The sequence below is a fragment of the Mesorhizobium sp. M0848 genome (assembly GCF_040319805.1).
Lineage (GTDB): Bacteria > Pseudomonadota > Alphaproteobacteria > Rhizobiales > Rhizobiaceae > Mesorhizobium.
Genome location: NZ_JAMYOM010000012.1, coordinates 114,334 through 129,626, shown reverse-complemented (window position 1 = coordinate 129,626; position 15,293 = coordinate 114,334). Strand labels below are relative to the sequence as shown.

Below are 15,293 nucleotides of genomic sequence, written 5' to 3'. Positions count from 1 at the left end.
AACATGATGTGCGGTCGAGCCAGCCGTGCATTGGTCGGATCCGGGGAGTACGGCATGCCGTTTGATGTCATCGTTGTCGGAGCCGGCGCAGCCGGGGCTGTTCTTGCCGCCCGGCTCACCGAAGATGCGGCCACGACCGTGCTTTTGCTGGAAGCGGGGCCGGACTACCGGAGCGGCGAGCAACCTGCCGAGATGGCGAGCCCAAATCCCTTCAACCTGCTGCTTCCCGACCATTTTCAGCAACAATACATGTATCCCGACCTGATGGCTCGCCGCACGAAGCGGCAGGAACACCGGGTCTACTGGCGCGGCAAGGGGCTTGGCGGTTCGACGGCCGTCAATGGCCAGATTGCCATTCGCGGCGTGCTCCATGCATTCGACCGCTGGGAGGAAATCGGATGCAAGGGCTGGTCGGGAGCCGACGTGCTGCCCTTCTTCTGCCGCTTGGAGGATGACCCGATCGCGGCCAATTTTCACGGCAGCGGCGGCCCGATTCCGATCTACCGCGCGCCTGTCGAAAGCTGGGGAAGCGTCGACAAGGCCATGCGCCAAAGCGCGATGGCTCTCGGCCATCCCTGGCATGACGATCTCAATGCTCCGGATGCCGAAGGGGCTTGCACCTATCCCATCAACAGTCGAGCCGGCAAGCGCGTGTCGGTCAATGACGGCTATCTGGAAGCTGCCCGCGACCGGCCGAACCTCACCATCATCGGGCAGGCGACGGTGGATAAGGTGCTTTTCGATGGCAAGAAAGCGATCGGCGTTTTGGCCATCGTGGCCGGTCAGGTTCGCAAATTGGAGACGCCGCTGGTCATCGTCTCGGCCGGCGCCATCCACTCTCCGGTCATCCTGCAGCGCTCGGGCATCGGTCCGGCGGCTCTCTTGAATCGAAAGGACATCGAGGTGCTTGCCGACCTGCCGGTCGGCGAAGGTTTCTTCGACCATCCTTATTGCCGCATCGAACTGAAGCTGAAGCCGGAATTCAAGGCGACCGATGTCGACGCGCGGCATACCAACTGCTGTGTGCGGATGAGTTCGGGCGTGCCGGGCGCCGAGCGCGACGACATTCTCTACGTCGCCATGAACCATGGCGGTATCGGCGTGGAGTCCGACAGCGCCCAGTTCGGCGAGGCCATGGTCAATCTGATCCTGATGGAGGCCAAGAGCCGCGGCACCGTGCAACTGCGTTCCGCCAACCCTTTCGACCAGCCGATCGTGGAAGAGAACATGCTGGACGATCCAATGGATCTCCAGCGCATGCGTATCGCCTATCGCCACCTCGGCGAGATTGCCCGGCAGGCGCCGATCCAGGCGATCGCCGAGCGCGTCCTGCTGGGGGATTCCGATCTGCCTTTGTCATGGCTCGAAACGGCAAGCGACGAGGAGGTCGACAATTTCCTGCTGGCGCAGTCTTCCGATGCGCAGCATGGGATCGGAGGCTGTTGCATGGGGGGGCCCGGCGAGGCCGTGGTCGATCCGGAATGCCGGGTCTACGGTTTGGAAGGATTGCGGGTTATCGATGCGTCGATCATGCCGCTCGATTGCCAGGCAAACACCAATCTCACCTCGATCATGATTGGCGAGAAAATGGCCGACAGCCTGCGCCGGTCCACCTGACAGCTCTCTGCCGAACTGCATATGGTCGCGAGGGCAGGCCCGCGCAAAAAGGCGCGGGCCTTGAATGTCAGCGAGTGACATCCACGGTAATCGTCTTCAGGTCGCACATTTCCATCAGCGTGTGCCGCCCACCGGTGCGACCGAGGCCGCTCTGCGTCCCGGCGGCGCCGCCGGCAGGAATATGCGGCTCCCAATAGCAGCTCATCTCGTTGATGTTGACGATGCCGACCTTCAGGCTTTCAGCAAAGGCAAAGGCGTTCTTGATGGTGCTGGTGAAGACCGCGGCCGACAGGCCGTAGGGGCTGGACGCCGCAAGTTCCATCGCCTCCCCGTCGGTCTCGAAGGTCAACACGGGTGCGATCGGCCCGAAGGATTCCTCGACATTGAGCAGGCTTTCCCGGGTCAGTCCTGTGACGATCGACGGCTCGAAATAGAGATTGGTGGCAAAGCCCGCTGCCACATTGCCGCCGGTGACGATCTCGGCGCCGCGCGCGCGGGCGTCCGCGATGTGGCTGAGCACCTTGTCGACGGCCACCGCATTGTTGATCGGACCCATCGTCGTCGCGGGATCGAAAGGGTCGCCCATTTTCACCTTCGCGGCCGCTTTCACGAGACCTTCGATGAAACGGTCATGGACGGATTTATGCACCAGCACGCGTTCGGTGGCCGTGCAGATCTGCCCGGCATTGGCAAAGCAGCCGGCCCCGACCTGGGCGGCAGCCATGTCGATATCGGCATCGGCCAGCACGATGGTCGGACCGTTGCCGCCCATTTCGAGCAGAAGCGGCTTGCCCGCGCCACGCCGGGCGATCGTCGCGCCGGTGGCGGAACTGCCGGTGAAGCCGATGGCATGGGTGCCCGGATGAACGACCGCCTCGTCGCCCACCTCCGCACCGTCACCCAGAACGAGATTGATGGCGCCGTCCGGCAGGCCCGCCTCGATGAAGCATTCGACAAGTGCAGTGGCAATCAGCGACGTCGTCGGCGCGGGCACCCAGACGACGGTGTTGCCCGTTGCGACGGCCGGTCCGAGATAGTAGAGGCAGGGCAGGGCGAGCGGGAAATTCCAGGGTGTGATGATGGCAAAGACGCCCTTCGGCTGCAGGAAGCTGAAGGCGCGCTTGTTGGCATCGGCAAGCGGAAACGCCGCCGTCTCCAGCCACTTCATCTGTTCTGCCGCATTGCGGAAGCCGAGAGCCGCCGCCGACGCTTCGGCCTTTGCTTCGCTGTGGAACGGCTTACCCTGTTCCAGGCAGAGCAGGCGCGCAAGCTCCTCGGCGCGCCTGTCGATCGCGTCGGCAATGCGCATGCATAGTTGAGCGCGCGCGAAGGTTCCCATCTTGCGCATGGTCTCGCGTGCGCCTTCGGCGGCTTTCACCGCGCGACCGACATCGGCGCGGGTGGAAAGGGAGAGATAGCCGAGATGCTCGCCCGTCGAAGGACTGTCGATTTTCAGGAATTTGCCCGAGCTGCCGGCAATCCACTCGCCGCCGATGCGGTTGATGCCGATGCGGGCGGCTGCTTCCGGCTCCGAGACGATCGCCATGCCGCGCAGGTTGGGGCCTTCGAGAGAAGATTTGAAATGGACTGTCATCATGCGTTCCTTTGGCCGAATTCGGATTGGATGTTCAAAATGGCGGCACGGCTGCGCTCCACGGCTGCGATGAAAAGTCTGCTGCCGGCCTCTGCGCTCGCCTGCGATGGCGTGCCGATGACGCCGTTGTCGCGGATGGCTTCGAAACGGCGCCAGACGGTGACGGCCGGCGCGGCGTAAAGGTGAGGATCCGGCCAGGATGGCGAAGTGCCGCCTGGCGGGATGAGATCGCGGCGAACGCCGTCGCCAAGCACATGCATCATCAACGAGGTTTCAAGCGCGCAAGCGTGACCGGTGCCCGTGGCGGCATCGGGCAGGGCCTCCGCCGCCACGTCGGCGATGAGATCGAAATACGAGAAACCCGCGGTGACGATGCCACGCTGGCCAAGGGTGGTGATCGCCACCTGGATCGCGGCGCGGTTTCCGCCATGGCCGTTCAGCATGACCGGCAGGAAGCCGTCTTCGGCAAGGCAGGTGCAGAGATCGACGAGCACGGCGATGAAGGCCCGCGGACTGAGGCTCATCGTGCCGGAGAAGGAGCGATGATGCTCGGACGAGCCATAGGCGAAAGGTTCGGCGACCCGCATGGAAGCCTGTCCTTCCGCCGCGGCGAGAGCGACTGCTTCCGCAAGCCAGCAATCGACGCCGAGAGGCAGATGCGGGCCATGTTGCTCGACAGCGCCGAGCGGCAGAATGACGACGGGTTTATGCACGCCGGCTGTCGCGTGTCTTTCCGTATCCGGCGAAGTCATCAGCGCAAAGCTGGACCTGGGCGGGATCGGCAAGGCCGGAACTGGCTCGCTCATCGTGCTGCCTCGACGAGCCGCGCCTTGGCGTAAGTCATGCCGGAATCGGCCAGGAGAGCGACCATGATGATTGCACCCTTGTAGAGTTCGAGGCTGGAAGGATCCGTGCCGAATACCCGAAGCGCAGTTGTCAGCAGACTGACGATCAGGGCGCCGACGACCGCCCCCCACACCGTTCCCCGTCCGCCGAAGATACTGGTGCCTCCAAGCACGGCAGCGGCGATCGCGTCCAGAAGCAGCGAGGTACCGCCGATATTGGGCGTCACGACAGGCACCCGGCTGATCATGATCACGGCCGTCAGGAAGACGAAGATGCTGGAGGCGCAATAGACGAGGGTCGTGTGTTTCGTCACCGGGATGCCGGCAAGTTCCGCGGCTCCGGCATCCGACCCGAGCGCATAGGTACGCAGCCCGAAACGGCTGTGCCGCATCAGGATTGCTGCTACGGCAACGATCAGGAGCGTTGCGAAGATGACATTGGGAATGCCAAAGCTGCGCTCAATGCCGACCGCGCGAAGCGTCGGATCCTTCAGCATCAGGACGCCTTTGGAGGCAACGGCAAGCGTTGCGCCCTGCAGCGCGACCATTGTGGCCAGTGTCGTCACGAAGGGCGGTATTTTCAACAGTGCGATAACGGCGCCGTTCGCGAGGCCGATCACCACCATCACGGCAAAGCCGACAAGCAGGGCAAGCGGCAGGCCGGCGCCGCCGTCGATCAGGCTGGCGATGAAGACGGCGCAGAAGGCGACGCCGACGCCGGCGGACAGGTCGATGCCCGCCGTCAGCAGAACGATCAGAGCCCCAAGCGCCAGGATGGCGATCGGGGTCGCCTGGGCGACGATGTTGATCAGGCTGGCGGTTGAAACGATGCGGGCGTCGATGAGCGCGAAGATCGCCAGCAGGATGACCAGCAGGATCAACGGCGAGAGGTCGAGAAAGCGCCTGCACCAGATGTTCTGTTGGCGGTTCATGAGGATCCTCTCATCGAATGTGCCAATCTTCGACCGGTTCGCGCAGGCCTGATTTGACGCTGCGCAGGATGGCATCATTGACGGCGACGGCGCGCAGGGCGTCGCCGACCGGCATCACGAAAGGGGTGTCGTCGCGAACCGCCGAAATGAAATGGTGGACCTCCTCGAAGAGATCCCCGGTGATACGGCCATTGACGGTCGGCCAGTGCAGGGCGTCGGGTTGCGACCACTGTCCACGCGACAGGATGCGTAGACCGTGGTCGCGCACGTCGAGGTCGATCATGCCTTCCGTGCCGATGATTTCCGTGCGTGCCCAGATGCCGGTCGGAACGGTCGGTGGCAGCGTCCAGCCGAAGTAGAGCTGTCCGCTCATTCCGTTCGACAGTTCGACGGTGGAGAAGATCGCGTCTTCGGATCGAACTCCGAGCGAAGGCATGAGCTTGGCGACCGGGCGGGAGTAGACGGCGATGATGTCCGAACCTGAGATCCATTGCAGCGCATCCACGTCGTGCACGCCGAGGTAGAAGCAGACGCTCGAATTTCCGTTCATGCGAAGACCGACTTCGCGACTGGTGAAACGGCCGCTGCTGCCGTGGATCGGCTCGCCGATCCGCCCGGATCTTACCGCTGCCGCGGCCTCGCAATAGCGAGGGTCGAACCGCAGGATGTGGCCGACCAACAGGCGTGCGCCGCTTCTCTCCGCTGCTTTCGCGATCGCCTTGGCAGGGGACAGATCATGAGCCATCGGCTTTTCGAGCAGCACCGGCTTGCCGGCATCGAGCAGAATGCGGCAGACGTCTTCATGCAGCGTGTCGGGTGCCGCCACGATATAGGCGTCGGCGGCATTGGCGGTCAGCGCGGTGGTGGCATCGCGGAAATACCGGGCACCGAAATCCGACGCGGCCTTGCTCCCCGTGGCAGCATTCGGATCAACGAATGCCGACAGTTCGGCGACAGGACTCGCGGCAACCACCTGCGCATGCAGGAGACCCATGTAGCCGGCACCGACGATGGCGATTTTCAGCTTGCTCAAAGGGTTTCTCCTTACAGGCATGGTGCAAGGTTGGATGCTGGCCGGGGTGCGCAAGCTTGTGGTGTGATCGTGCGATCACCGAAGGCCAGCGTCATCACGTCTTCTTCCGTCGCCCCACGAGCCAGCGTGCCGACAGAGTGGCCTTCGCGCATGACGACGATGCGGTCGGCAACGCCGAGAACCTCGGGCAACTCGCTCGACACCATGAGGATCGCCGCGCCCTCGGCCTTCAATCTTGCGATTAGGTGATGGAGTTCGGATTTTGCGCCGACGTCGACGCCGCGTGTCGGCTCGTCGAGCAGGATGATCTTCGGCTTAGTGGCAAGCCATTTGCCGATGACGACCTTCTGCTGATTGCCGCCCGAAAGCTCGATGGTCATCTTGTCGGGCTGGGCCGGCCGCACGCCGAGTGAGCCGATGAGATCGCGGGCGAGTGCCAGGATGCGGCGAGGTCTCAGCAGGCCGAAGTGACTGTTATCGCGAATCCAGGCGAGGGACAGATTGTCCCTGATCGACATCGTGCCGACGAAGCCTTCCAGATGCCGGTCTTCGGGTATGTAGACGATGCCGGCGCGATTGGCGGCCTTGGTGTCGCCGCCGGTCTGCTGCCCGCCGAAAATTCTGAGCGTGCCGCCATGCATGGTCTCGAGGCCGGCAATCAGCCTGAGCACCTCGGAGCGGCCGCTTCCCATCAGGCCGGCGAGCGCGACGATTTCGCCCCTGCACACGCTGAGCGTGGCCGACTTCAAGAGCTTGCCATCGGAGATGTTGCTGATCTCGATCGCGGTTTCGCCGACTTGCGCTTCGAGATAGGGGAAGATGTCGCCGACATCGCGCCCGACCATCATGGAGACGATCTCGGCCTCGTTGGTCTGGCGGGTCTGGCGCTCGCCGATGAACCGTCCGTCACGCAGAACGACGACGCGGTCGCACTGGCTGAAGATCTCTTCCATCTTGTGCGAGATGTAGAGGATGCCGGCGCCGCGAGCTCTCAGCCTGTCGATCAGGTCGTAGAGCTGGTCGCGCTCGCGGTTGGAGAGCGCGCTGGTCGGCTCGTCCATGATGAAGAACCAGGCATCGGACAGAACGGCACGGGCAATTTCCACCATCTGCCGGTGCCCGACGGAAAGCGTTCGCAGCTCCGCGCCAATGTCGATATCGAGCGACAGCTCGTCCATGATGGATTTCGCATCGCGCCGCATCCGGGCCCGGTCGAGAAATCCCAGGCGGGTATGCGGTTCGCGGCCGATGAAGAGATTCTCCGCCACCGTCAGGTCCGGCGAAAGGCTGAAATGCTGATGGATGACGCTGATGCCCTTGGCGTCGCTGGGGGAGTGGAACTGGACGGCGTTGCCGTCGATGACGATCTCACCCTCGTCCGGACGATGCAGACCGGAAATGCACTTCACCAGCGTCGATTTTCCGGCCCCGTTCTCGCCGGCAAGTCCTACCACCTCGCCGGCCGAGACGGCAAAGCTGACACCGTCGAGTGCCTTGACGCCCGGAAAAGACTTGCCAAGCCCGCGCAAGGCGATGCTGTGTTTGCCGACCGGTGTTGCGGCGGTGTTGCGGGGCGACGGGGTGGACTTGCGGCCACTGGTTTTGAACAGGGCGGCGACACTCTCCGGCTGGCTGGTGAGAACGGCCACCAGAATGAGGCTCGCGGTCACGAAGTAGATCAGGATCTGTGGTACCTGCAGGAAGGACAGGCCGGTGTTGATGACGCCCAGCAGCAGCGCCCCGATCGCCGTTCCCCAGATGGAGCCCTGGCCGCCGGACAGTTTCGTGCCGCCGATGATGGCGGCTGTGATGGCTGTAAATTCAAGCCCGGTGCCGGCAAGCGGCTGTGCCGAACCAAGGCGGCCGATGGTGAGGATCGAGCCGAGCCCGGCCGTTGCGCCGGCAATCAGGTAGACGGAGATGCGCACGAGGTCGACGGGAACCAGTGAGGCCCGCGCTGCTCCCGCATTGCCGCCGACCGCATAGATCCAGCGCCCGTACACCGTGCGATTGAGCACGAACCACCAGAGGCCCAGGCAGATGGCGGCGATGATGACGGAGACCGGCAGGAGGCCGATCGTCTCGCGTCCCGCGAAAAGCAGGACCGGATCGGCGACCGCGATGCTCGATGCGCCGGAGAGACTGAGCGCCAGGCCGCGCGCAAACGCCATGGTGGCGAGCGTTGCGATGAATGGGGAGATGCCGGCAAAGCCGATCAGCGCTCCATTGAGCAGACCGATTGCGGCACCGCCACCGATCGCGGCGAGAAGGCTCAAGCTCGCCGAGCCGGTTGCCGTGTAGGCAAGGCCCGCGGCGATGCCGGAACAGGCAAGATTGCTGCCGACGGAAATATCAATGCCGCGCGCTATGATCACGGCCGTCATGGCAAAAGAGATGAGGGCGATGACCGCACTCTGCTGCGCGATACTGACAAGATTGCCGGTCGACAGAAAACGCGGATCGATCCAGCCGAAGACGGCGATGGCGACCAGCAGCACCGCGATGAGAACCGGTTCGTTGCGCCGCAGTAACGGAGAGGTCCAGGACTGGAACATGGGTCGGTCCTCTTATCGAGCATCATGCGCGGTCACCACGGAAGCGGCGACGGCGATCGTCAGGAAAAGGGGACGCCGGATGATATGTCATCCGGCGCTTGAGCCGCTTTAGGCTGTTACTTTGCCAGGGTCATGGCGGTCGCCGGAACCTTGGGACCGAGTTGCTCGGTATAGTTCTTGGCTTCCACCGCCTCCTTGTCGGTGTTGATGTATTCGAAGGTGAGGCCATCCGCCTTGAGCTTTGCCGCCGTCGCATCCGAGGTCACGAAATAGGTCGGCATGTAGAGATCCTGCGGCAGCTTTTCGCCGTTGGCCAGGCGAGCGGCAACGGCGATGTTCCAGTAGCCGACACGATAGGCGCCGGTCAGCACGTCCATCACCATCTTGCCGTCGTCGATCAGCGGCTTCATCTCGGCGTCGCCGTCATAGCCGCCGTAGAGCAGCTGGGTTCCCATCGAGCTGGCAACGGAATCGGCGGCCAGGCAAAGGCTGTCGGAGATGCAGCCGATGGCCTTCAGATCCGGATAGGTGGTGAGCCAGGTCTGGGCGGCATTGGTTGCCTTGGCTGCGTCCCAGCCGGTCGGCTCGATGCCGACAACCTTGATATCCGGAAACTCCTTTTTCAGGGTTTCGACAAAGCCTTTTTCGCGCGTGTCGGACACGAAGTTACCACGCGAACCGACGAGCAGGGCGACTTCGCCCTTGCCGCCAAGCGACTTGCCGAGCGCGCGGGCAACCATCGACATGTTGTCGTAGTCCGGATAGAGCGTCGAGTAGTTCGAGCCGGCCTCGACCTTGTTGCCCATGGTGATCACCGGAATGCCGGCGGCGGTGGCTTTCTGGATGACCGGAATGACCGCGTTCTTGTCGATCGGATCGATCAGGATCGCGCTGACGCCCTGATTGATGAAATTCTCGATGATGCTGACCTGTTTTTCCAGACTGCCCTCGGCGCTCTGCCAGGTGGATTTCACCCCATAGTCGGCGGCAGCCACGTCGCCCGCTTCCTTCATGCGGACAAAGAAGGAATTCTGCAGGTCGATTGCCGCAAGCCCAAGAACCTTTTCCGCGGCAAGCGAGGGCGTCGCGGTGGCGAGTGCGAGCAGAGCAATGGATGCTTTCAAGGAAAGGCGCATGTTTCAGTTCTCCTCTTGTTGCGACAGGGCGATTCTTCGCCTCTTTTTCATGTCCCGCACGACGACCGTCCCAGCGACAGGCATTCCGGCGGTATTCCGCGGCACTCGTGCCGTATCCATGTCAGGGCCGCGCCCTGCGTGGACCGGCCTTGCTCGACCTCAGCCATTCAGGCCCTCGACACCGGCGCCGCAGACAAGTCCGGCGATGCGGGCGCCGCGCGGTGGCTTGAAAGCTCCGCTCGTCAACGCGGCCAGCGATGCCGCGCCGCTGAGGTCGGCGGCGATGCCGAATTCGAACCAGAGCAATTCAGCGGCCTTCTGCATGTCCGCATCCTCGACAAGGACGATATCGTCGACGTGCTTGGCGACGATCGCGTAGATGCTTTCATCCGTGCGGCCGCAGGCCATGGTCGCCACCTTCGTCGTTATCTCGGGCAAGCGAACGACACGGCCGGCAGCCAGGGAGGCGTGAAGGGTCGGTGAACCGGTCGGCTCGACACCGATGATCCTGGCTTCAGGTTTGACGTGCTTCAGGACTTCGGACATGCCACTGATAAGGCCGCCACCGCCGATCGCGACGATATAGATGTCGGCATCGGGAATCTGTTCGACCATCTCCAGCGCCACGGTTCCCTGACCGGACACGATCTGTGCATCGGCGAATGGATGCATGTAGAAGGCGCCGCGCGCCTTTGCCTCGGCCGATGCCGCCTCATGCGCTTCATCCCAGACATTGCCTGCGAAGCGAACGTCAGCGCCCCATTTGCGCAGCTTTTCCGCCTTCAGCGGGCTTGCATTGTTCGGCAGGTAAATGGTGGCGGGAACGCCGGCCTGGGCAGCCACATAGGCGGTGGCCAGGCCGTGATTGCCACCGGATGCGGCGATCAGTCCGTTTTCGATCCGGCTTGGCTCGAGCGTTTTAACCCGGTTCGTGGCGCCCCGAATCTTGAAGGAGCCGCTTACCTGGAGGCATTCCAGTTTCAGATAGACATCATTTTGAAGGTTTGCGCCCGTGGCATGGTCGAGCTTGACGACCGGGGTGCGCCGTATGAAGGGGGCAATGCGCCGGGCAGCCGCAATGATGTCCTCATGGCTCATCGGTCAGTGCCTCCGGATATTCGTTGGCAAGCACGAAGCAGCAATTCCCCGGACGCACGCGGCCGGGCTGACGCTTGGCGAAAACGATGCCGTCGATGGGGTGAAGGAGATCGATGGGCGCGCGTGACGGCGTGTGGAGGAAGTGAATGCGTCCGGCAAGGTCGCCTTTGCTGACGGCACTGCCGAGCGGGCTCAAGGGCTCGAAGACACCGTCCTCCTCGGAAAGCAGATAGCCTTCGCTTCCGGGCACCTTGAGCACGCGCGCGTTGGCGCCAGGGGCGATGTCAGGCGCGCCTTTCAGGACGCCTGCATGTTTCAGCACATTGCGGATGCCCCTGCGGCAGATGGCCAGCGCATCCGGACTGACAAGGCCGCCGCCGGCCATCTCACTGCCGATAACGATCAGCCCTTGGTGGTTGGCGGACGCGGTCGAAGTCCGGGTTTCACCGAGATTGTCGACCATGACAACGGTCGGCGCCCCGAAGGCGAGCGTCGCCCTGATGTTCTTGCGATGCCCTTGCGCGGTCGGGGATGGCTCAATGATTGCGCTCGGCAAGATCATCAGGGACGAACCGCCGGAATGGAGATCCAGGAAGTAGTCGGCCTTCGGAAACAGGATGTCATGCACATAGGCCGCGATCTGGCTTGTCAGCGTGCCGTTGAAATCGCCCGGGAAACTGCGGTTGAAATTCAACCCGTCGACCGGGGAGGTGCGGGTGCCGGCCTCGACAGCCCGAATGTTGATGGCCGGAATCGCAATGATGCGACCGGCAATATCCCGTGAATCGATCTCGCGCAGAAGCTCGCCGAGCGCGATCGGCCCCTCATATTCATCGCCGTGGTTGCCGCCCTCGATCAGGACCGTCGGACCGTCTCCGTTCTTGATGACGGCGAGCGGAACGCGGACCGTGCCCCAGGCATCGTCGTGCGGCGATTGGGGCACATGGAAGAAGCCGATCTGCTTGCCCTCGCGATCGAAATCGACCGACGTGTAAACACTGTTGTTCCGGGGAGCGATGGTTGCGCGCACAGTGTTTGCAGGTCTCGGTACGGTCATCGGGTCGGCCTCGAATTCATTGTCCGGCCATCATGTCAGTTTTATATATGGTGTCAAGTTTGGATATAAAACCAATGGCAATTCCGATTTCTTATCTCTATCGTGCGCGGACCACCGGGGATTCTTCGAATGTCAGATGACGCAAAAGAGAGTGGCAAACCGACCTATTCGGCCCCGGCGCTGAGCAAGGGCCTGGATGTTCTGGAACTGCTGGCGGAAGCGCGGGCACCCTTGACGATGAAGGAGATCGCGGAAGGCCTCGGCCGTTCGAAGAATGAGATATTCCGAATGCTGATCGCGCTGCAGGAACGTCAATACATCGAGCGCAACGCCGAGACCGACGCCTATTCGTTGACCGACAAGCTTTTCAAGCTGGGGCTGCACACGCCGAGCGCTCAGGATCTCATGTCCGCCGCCATGCCCGAACTGACGCGGATTGCGGGGGACTCAAATCAGTCGCCGCACCTGGTCGTCTTCAATCACGGCTTGACCGTCGTAACCGCGGCCGTTCCCGGGGGCGAGGACATGGCGTTCACGCTACGTCTTGGATACGGCCGCCTGGCCACCGACGCGACCTCCGGCCATGTGATACTTGCCTTCCAGCCGTCAAAGGTCGCGGCGCGGATGATCGATGAAAGTGAGGCGCACTCCCCGGCGCCGCTGGATCGTGACGCGCTGGAAAAGCAGCTTCGGATCATCCGCGCGGACGGCTACTGGATGCGCGAAAGCCGCGACTTCGTCGGCATCACCGATATCTGCTGTCCGGTCATCGGACCGGACGGCAGCGCCGTCGCCTCCATTATCGTCGCCTATATCAATCGCCATACGCGTGAAAGCCGCCATGCCTTTACTCTGGAGGTCCTGCGCGCGGCCTGCGATCGCATCTCCATGAAGTTGTCACCGCGGGTTCGCTGAGGGATCGTGGTGGGCCGGGGGCGCGGACGAAGCACCGTCCGCTGGCCGTTTGCACCGGATTGGTAATACCAGTATAGGTCCAGTCAGGAATGTTCCGATCCAGGGTGCTTCTCGCGCGGAGGAAAGGCAATGACAACCGTGAACCTGATCGGGCTTGTCAGTCGGGAAATGGAAGCGACAGCGTCCGATGTGCCGCTTTACAGGCGGTTGAAATCGGCGATCGAGGCAGCGATCCGCTCCAATGCATTGAAGGCCGGCGCGGTTCTGCCAGGCGAGCGGGTTCTGGCGGAAGCCCTGTCGATCTCGCGAGTCACTGTGAGAAAGGCTCTGGCGCTGCTCGAAGAGGAAGGGCAGCTCAATCGCCGGCACGGTTCCAAAACCGAGATCGGGTCGCGGGTCGAGAAATCGCTTTCGACGCTGACGAGCTTTTCGGAGGACATTCTGGCGCGCGGCCTGAAGCCTGGATGTCTATGGCTTTCCAAGCAGATAAGCCGCCCATCCCCAGCCGAAATGATGGCCTTGGGTATTGCAGGCAATACCAATGTAGTTCGCATGCGTCGTGTGAGGACGGCCGATGGCGCGCCGATCGCCGTCGAGGTCTCGGCCGTGCCGGTTCGCTTCCTTCCTTCGCCCGAGATGGTTCAGGATTCCCTTTATGAAGCGCTTGATGCACGCGGCTTCCTGCCTCAGAGGGCAGTCCAGCGCATGCGCTCGCGCGGCGCGTCGCTGGAGGATGCGAAACATCTTCATTGCGAGCCGGGCGCACCGCTGCTGATGACCGAGCGCCGCTGCTTTCTCGCCGACGGACAAATCGTCGAATACTGCGAGACACGATACAAGGGCGACGTCTACGATTTCGTCTTCGAGCTGCAAAGATAATACCAGTTACAACTGGTTGTAATCTGGTATTTTCCATTTATCGTGATGGCGACAGGGAGTGCCGACGTGCAGCGGGAAGACATCACCAACAGTCTCATCGTGTCCTGCCAGCCGGTTCCCGGCGGCCCGATGGATAGTGCGCAATTCGTGACAGGCTTTGCCAGGGCCGCTGTTGAAGCCGGAGCCAAGGCCCTGCGCATCGAATCCGTGTTCTATGTCGCGGCCGCACGCCTGGCCGTCCGCGTGCCGATCATCGGTATCGTCAAGCGGGATCTCACCGACAGCCCGGTGCGCATCACACCCTATCTGGCCGATATCGAGGCCTTGGCAGAGGCGGGCGCCGATATCATCGCTTTCGATGCGACGGACCGTGTCCGTCCCGTTCCTGTCGAAGCGCTTGTGAAAGCCGTCAAGGCCAGGAACAAGCTGACCATGGCCGATTGCTCTTGCCTTGACGATGCGCGCCGGGCCCTTGCCGCGGGTGTCGATTTCGTCGGCACGACGCTTTCCGGCTATGTCGGTGGGCCGGAGCCGGAGGATCCGGACATCGCCCTCATTGCTCAAATGCGAACCCTGACCCCCTACGTCATTGCTGAAGGGCGTATCCGGTCGCCTGAGCAGGCGGCTGCCGCCGCGCGCGCCGGCGCCTGTGCCGTGGTTGTCGGCTCGGCGATCACCCGTACCGAGCACGTCACCTCATGGTTCCATCAGGCGCTTTCCGACGCCTATGTGGCGAGGGGCGCGCAAACCGCCCTTGGCACAAGTGTCCTGGGCCCAACCGTTCTGGGCATCGACATCGGGGGAACCAAGACCATGGCCGCGCTGGTCAGCGGCGGCAAGGTGATCGAGGACATGATCGTGCCGACCGCGCGAGAGGCTGGACCCGACGCCTGGCTTGCATCCTTGGCGCAAAGCACGTCGGCCTGGTCGAGCCGCTTCAGTCGTATCGGCATTGCGGTGACCGGATTGGTAGAGGATGGACGCTGGTCGGCGTTGAATCCGGCAACCCTCGGCATTCCCGACGGCTACCCGCTGGTCGAAAGGGCGTCCTCTGTTTTCGGCAAGCCGGTCTGTGCGGTCAACGATGCCCAGGCAGCTGCCTGGGGCGAATACAAATTCGGCGCCGGGCAAGGTCGCGACATCGTCTTTCTAACCATCTCGACCGGAATTGGCGGCGGCATCGTTTGCAACGGCCGATTGCTGTCCGGTCTTGCCGGTCACTTCGGTCTGATCCGTAGTCTGTCTGAAGACCGGGCTCCGCTCGAGGACGGCACCTCCGGCCGCTGGATCGCTTCGCAAGCCCTCAAGGCCGGCTTCAAGGCCGATGCCGTCGATGTGTTCAGGCGTGCGCTGAAGGGCGAGGCCTGGGCCGGCGCCATCGTCTCGCAGAGCGCCTCGCGGGTCGCGACGCTGTGCCGGGACATTCAGATGATGTTCGATCCCAAATTGATCGTCATCGGCGGCAGCATCGGTCTTGCAGAAGGCTATCTCGACCGGGTGCGCGCACATCTGAGCGAGGTCCCGCCGCGCCTTTCCCCCGATCTCGTAGCGGCGAAGCTCGGAGGCCACGCCGGCGTCATCGGTGTTGCCGATCTTGCCGAATGGGCAAGGTAACGGCGCGCCCGATCATGT

At 62.9% G+C, this 15,293-nt stretch carries 12 protein-coding genes; 4 read left to right on the top strand and 8 right to left on the bottom strand.

The features are described from left to right. Nucleotides 1-54 precede the first annotated feature (54 nt). Nucleotides 55-1,617, top strand: coding sequence for a GMC family oxidoreductase (locus NKH95_RS15920; RefSeq protein WP_352891988.1), 1,563 nt, complete (start codon nucleotides 55-57; stop codon nucleotides 1,615-1,617). Between the two features lie 67 nt (nucleotides 1,618-1,684). On the opposite strand, the gene NKH95_RS15915 is transcribed toward NKH95_RS15920, so the two are convergent. From NKH95_RS15915 to NKH95_RS15880, 8 genes are all read right to left on the bottom strand, one after another. After that, on the bottom strand, nucleotides 1,685-3,211 hold the full coding sequence (locus tag NKH95_RS15915; RefSeq protein WP_031212579.1) for an aldehyde dehydrogenase family protein: 1,527 nt from the start codon (nucleotides 3,209-3,211) through the stop codon (nucleotides 1,685-1,687). Further along, a complete protein-coding gene (locus tag NKH95_RS15910) occupies nucleotides 3,211-4,017 on the bottom strand; it encodes a creatininase family protein (protein WP_352891986.1) in 807 nt (268 codons plus the stop codon). Before NKH95_RS15910 ends, NKH95_RS15915 begins: the two co-directional genes overlap by 1 nt. Next, nucleotides 4,014-4,988, bottom strand: a complete 975-nt coding sequence (locus NKH95_RS15905) for an ABC transporter permease (protein ID WP_352891984.1) — start codon at nucleotides 4,986-4,988, stop codon at nucleotides 4,014-4,016. Before NKH95_RS15905 ends, NKH95_RS15910 begins: the two co-directional genes overlap by 4 nt. Before the next feature lie 10 nt (nucleotides 4,989-4,998). Next, entirely contained in the window at nucleotides 4,999-6,021 is a 1,023-nt protein-coding gene (locus NKH95_RS15900; protein ID WP_352891982.1) for a Gfo/Idh/MocA family protein, read from the bottom strand. Between the two features lie 11 nt (nucleotides 6,022-6,032). Beyond that, the gene (locus NKH95_RS15895; RefSeq protein WP_352891980.1) at nucleotides 6,033-8,576 is read right to left on the bottom strand and encodes an ATP-binding cassette domain-containing protein; all 2,544 of its coding nucleotides are present in this window, start codon (nucleotides 8,574-8,576) and stop codon (nucleotides 6,033-6,035) included. A gap of 116 nt (nucleotides 8,577-8,692) precedes the next feature. Next, entirely contained in the window at nucleotides 8,693-9,712 is a 1,020-nt protein-coding gene (locus tag NKH95_RS15890) for a sugar ABC transporter substrate-binding protein (protein WP_023809448.1), read from the bottom strand. 159 nt (nucleotides 9,713-9,871) lie between these two features. Next, the gene (locus NKH95_RS15885) at nucleotides 9,872-10,810 is read right to left on the bottom strand and encodes a threonine ammonia-lyase (protein ID WP_023809447.1); all 939 of its coding nucleotides are present in this window, start codon (nucleotides 10,808-10,810) and stop codon (nucleotides 9,872-9,874) included. Then, nucleotides 10,800-11,867: a succinylglutamate desuccinylase/aspartoacylase family protein gene (locus NKH95_RS15880; RefSeq protein WP_050592648.1), complete on the bottom strand. Its 1,068-nt coding sequence runs from the start codon at nucleotides 11,865-11,867 to the stop codon at nucleotides 10,800-10,802. The genes NKH95_RS15885 and NKH95_RS15880 overlap by 11 nt, the downstream gene beginning before the upstream one ends. A 129-nt stretch (nucleotides 11,868-11,996) precedes the next feature. Between NKH95_RS15880 and NKH95_RS15875 the strand changes: the two genes are divergently transcribed. The 3 genes from NKH95_RS15875 (at nucleotide 11,997) to NKH95_RS15865 (ending at nucleotide 15,275) form a co-directional block, all read left to right on the top strand. Next, nucleotides 11,997-12,782 (top strand): IclR family transcriptional regulator, encoded by a 786-nt coding sequence (locus NKH95_RS15875; protein ID WP_023809445.1) that lies wholly within the window; start codon nucleotides 11,997-11,999, stop codon nucleotides 12,780-12,782. Nucleotides 12,783-12,911: 129 nt separating this feature from the next. Then, nucleotides 12,912-13,661, top strand: coding sequence for a GntR family transcriptional regulator (locus tag NKH95_RS15870; RefSeq protein ID WP_023809444.1), 750 nt, complete (start codon nucleotides 12,912-12,914; stop codon nucleotides 13,659-13,661). A 45-nt stretch (nucleotides 13,662-13,706) separates the two neighbouring features. Further along, nucleotides 13,707-15,275 (top strand): putative N-acetylmannosamine-6-phosphate 2-epimerase, encoded by a 1,569-nt coding sequence (locus tag NKH95_RS15865; RefSeq protein WP_031212571.1) that lies wholly within the window; start codon nucleotides 13,707-13,709, stop codon nucleotides 15,273-15,275. Nucleotides 15,276-15,293 lie beyond the last annotated feature (18 nt).

What these genes read in the sequence shown, in the direction of transcription:
- NKH95_RS15885 (WP_023809447.1), bottom strand. Translation starts at nt 10,810, where the DNA reads ATGAGCCATGAGGACATCATTGCGGCTGCCCGGCGCATTGCCCCCTTC.
- NKH95_RS15890 (WP_023809448.1), bottom strand. Translation starts at nt 9,712, where the DNA reads ATGCGCCTTTCCTTGAAAGCATCCATTGCTCTGCTCGCACTCGCCACC.
- NKH95_RS15880 (WP_050592648.1), bottom strand. Translation starts at nt 11,867, where the DNA reads ATGACCGTACCGAGACCTGCAAACACTGTGCGCGCAACCATCGCTCCC.
- NKH95_RS15905 (WP_352891984.1), bottom strand. Translation starts at nt 4,988, where the DNA reads ATGAACCGCCAACAGAACATCTGGTGCAGGCGCTTTCTCGACCTCTCG.
- NKH95_RS15895 (WP_352891980.1), bottom strand. Translation starts at nt 8,576, where the DNA reads ATGTTCCAGTCCTGGACCTCTCCGTTACTGCGGCGCAACGAACCGGTT.
- NKH95_RS15875 (WP_023809445.1), top strand. Translation starts at nt 11,997, where the DNA reads ATGTCAGATGACGCAAAAGAGAGTGGCAAACCGACCTATTCGGCCCCG.
- NKH95_RS15920 (WP_352891988.1), top strand. Translation starts at nt 55, where the DNA reads ATGCCGTTTGATGTCATCGTTGTCGGAGCCGGCGCAGCCGGGGCTGTT.
- NKH95_RS15915 (WP_031212579.1), bottom strand. Translation starts at nt 3,211, where the DNA reads ATGACAGTCCATTTCAAATCTTCTCTCGAAGGCCCCAACCTGCGCGGC.
- NKH95_RS15870 (WP_023809444.1), top strand. Translation starts at nt 12,912, where the DNA reads ATGACAACCGTGAACCTGATCGGGCTTGTCAGTCGGGAAATGGAAGCG.
- NKH95_RS15910 (WP_352891986.1), bottom strand. Translation starts at nt 4,017, where the DNA reads ATGAGCGAGCCAGTTCCGGCCTTGCCGATCCCGCCCAGGTCCAGCTTT.
- NKH95_RS15865 (WP_031212571.1), top strand. Translation starts at nt 13,707, where the DNA reads ATGGCGACAGGGAGTGCCGACGTGCAGCGGGAAGACATCACCAACAGT.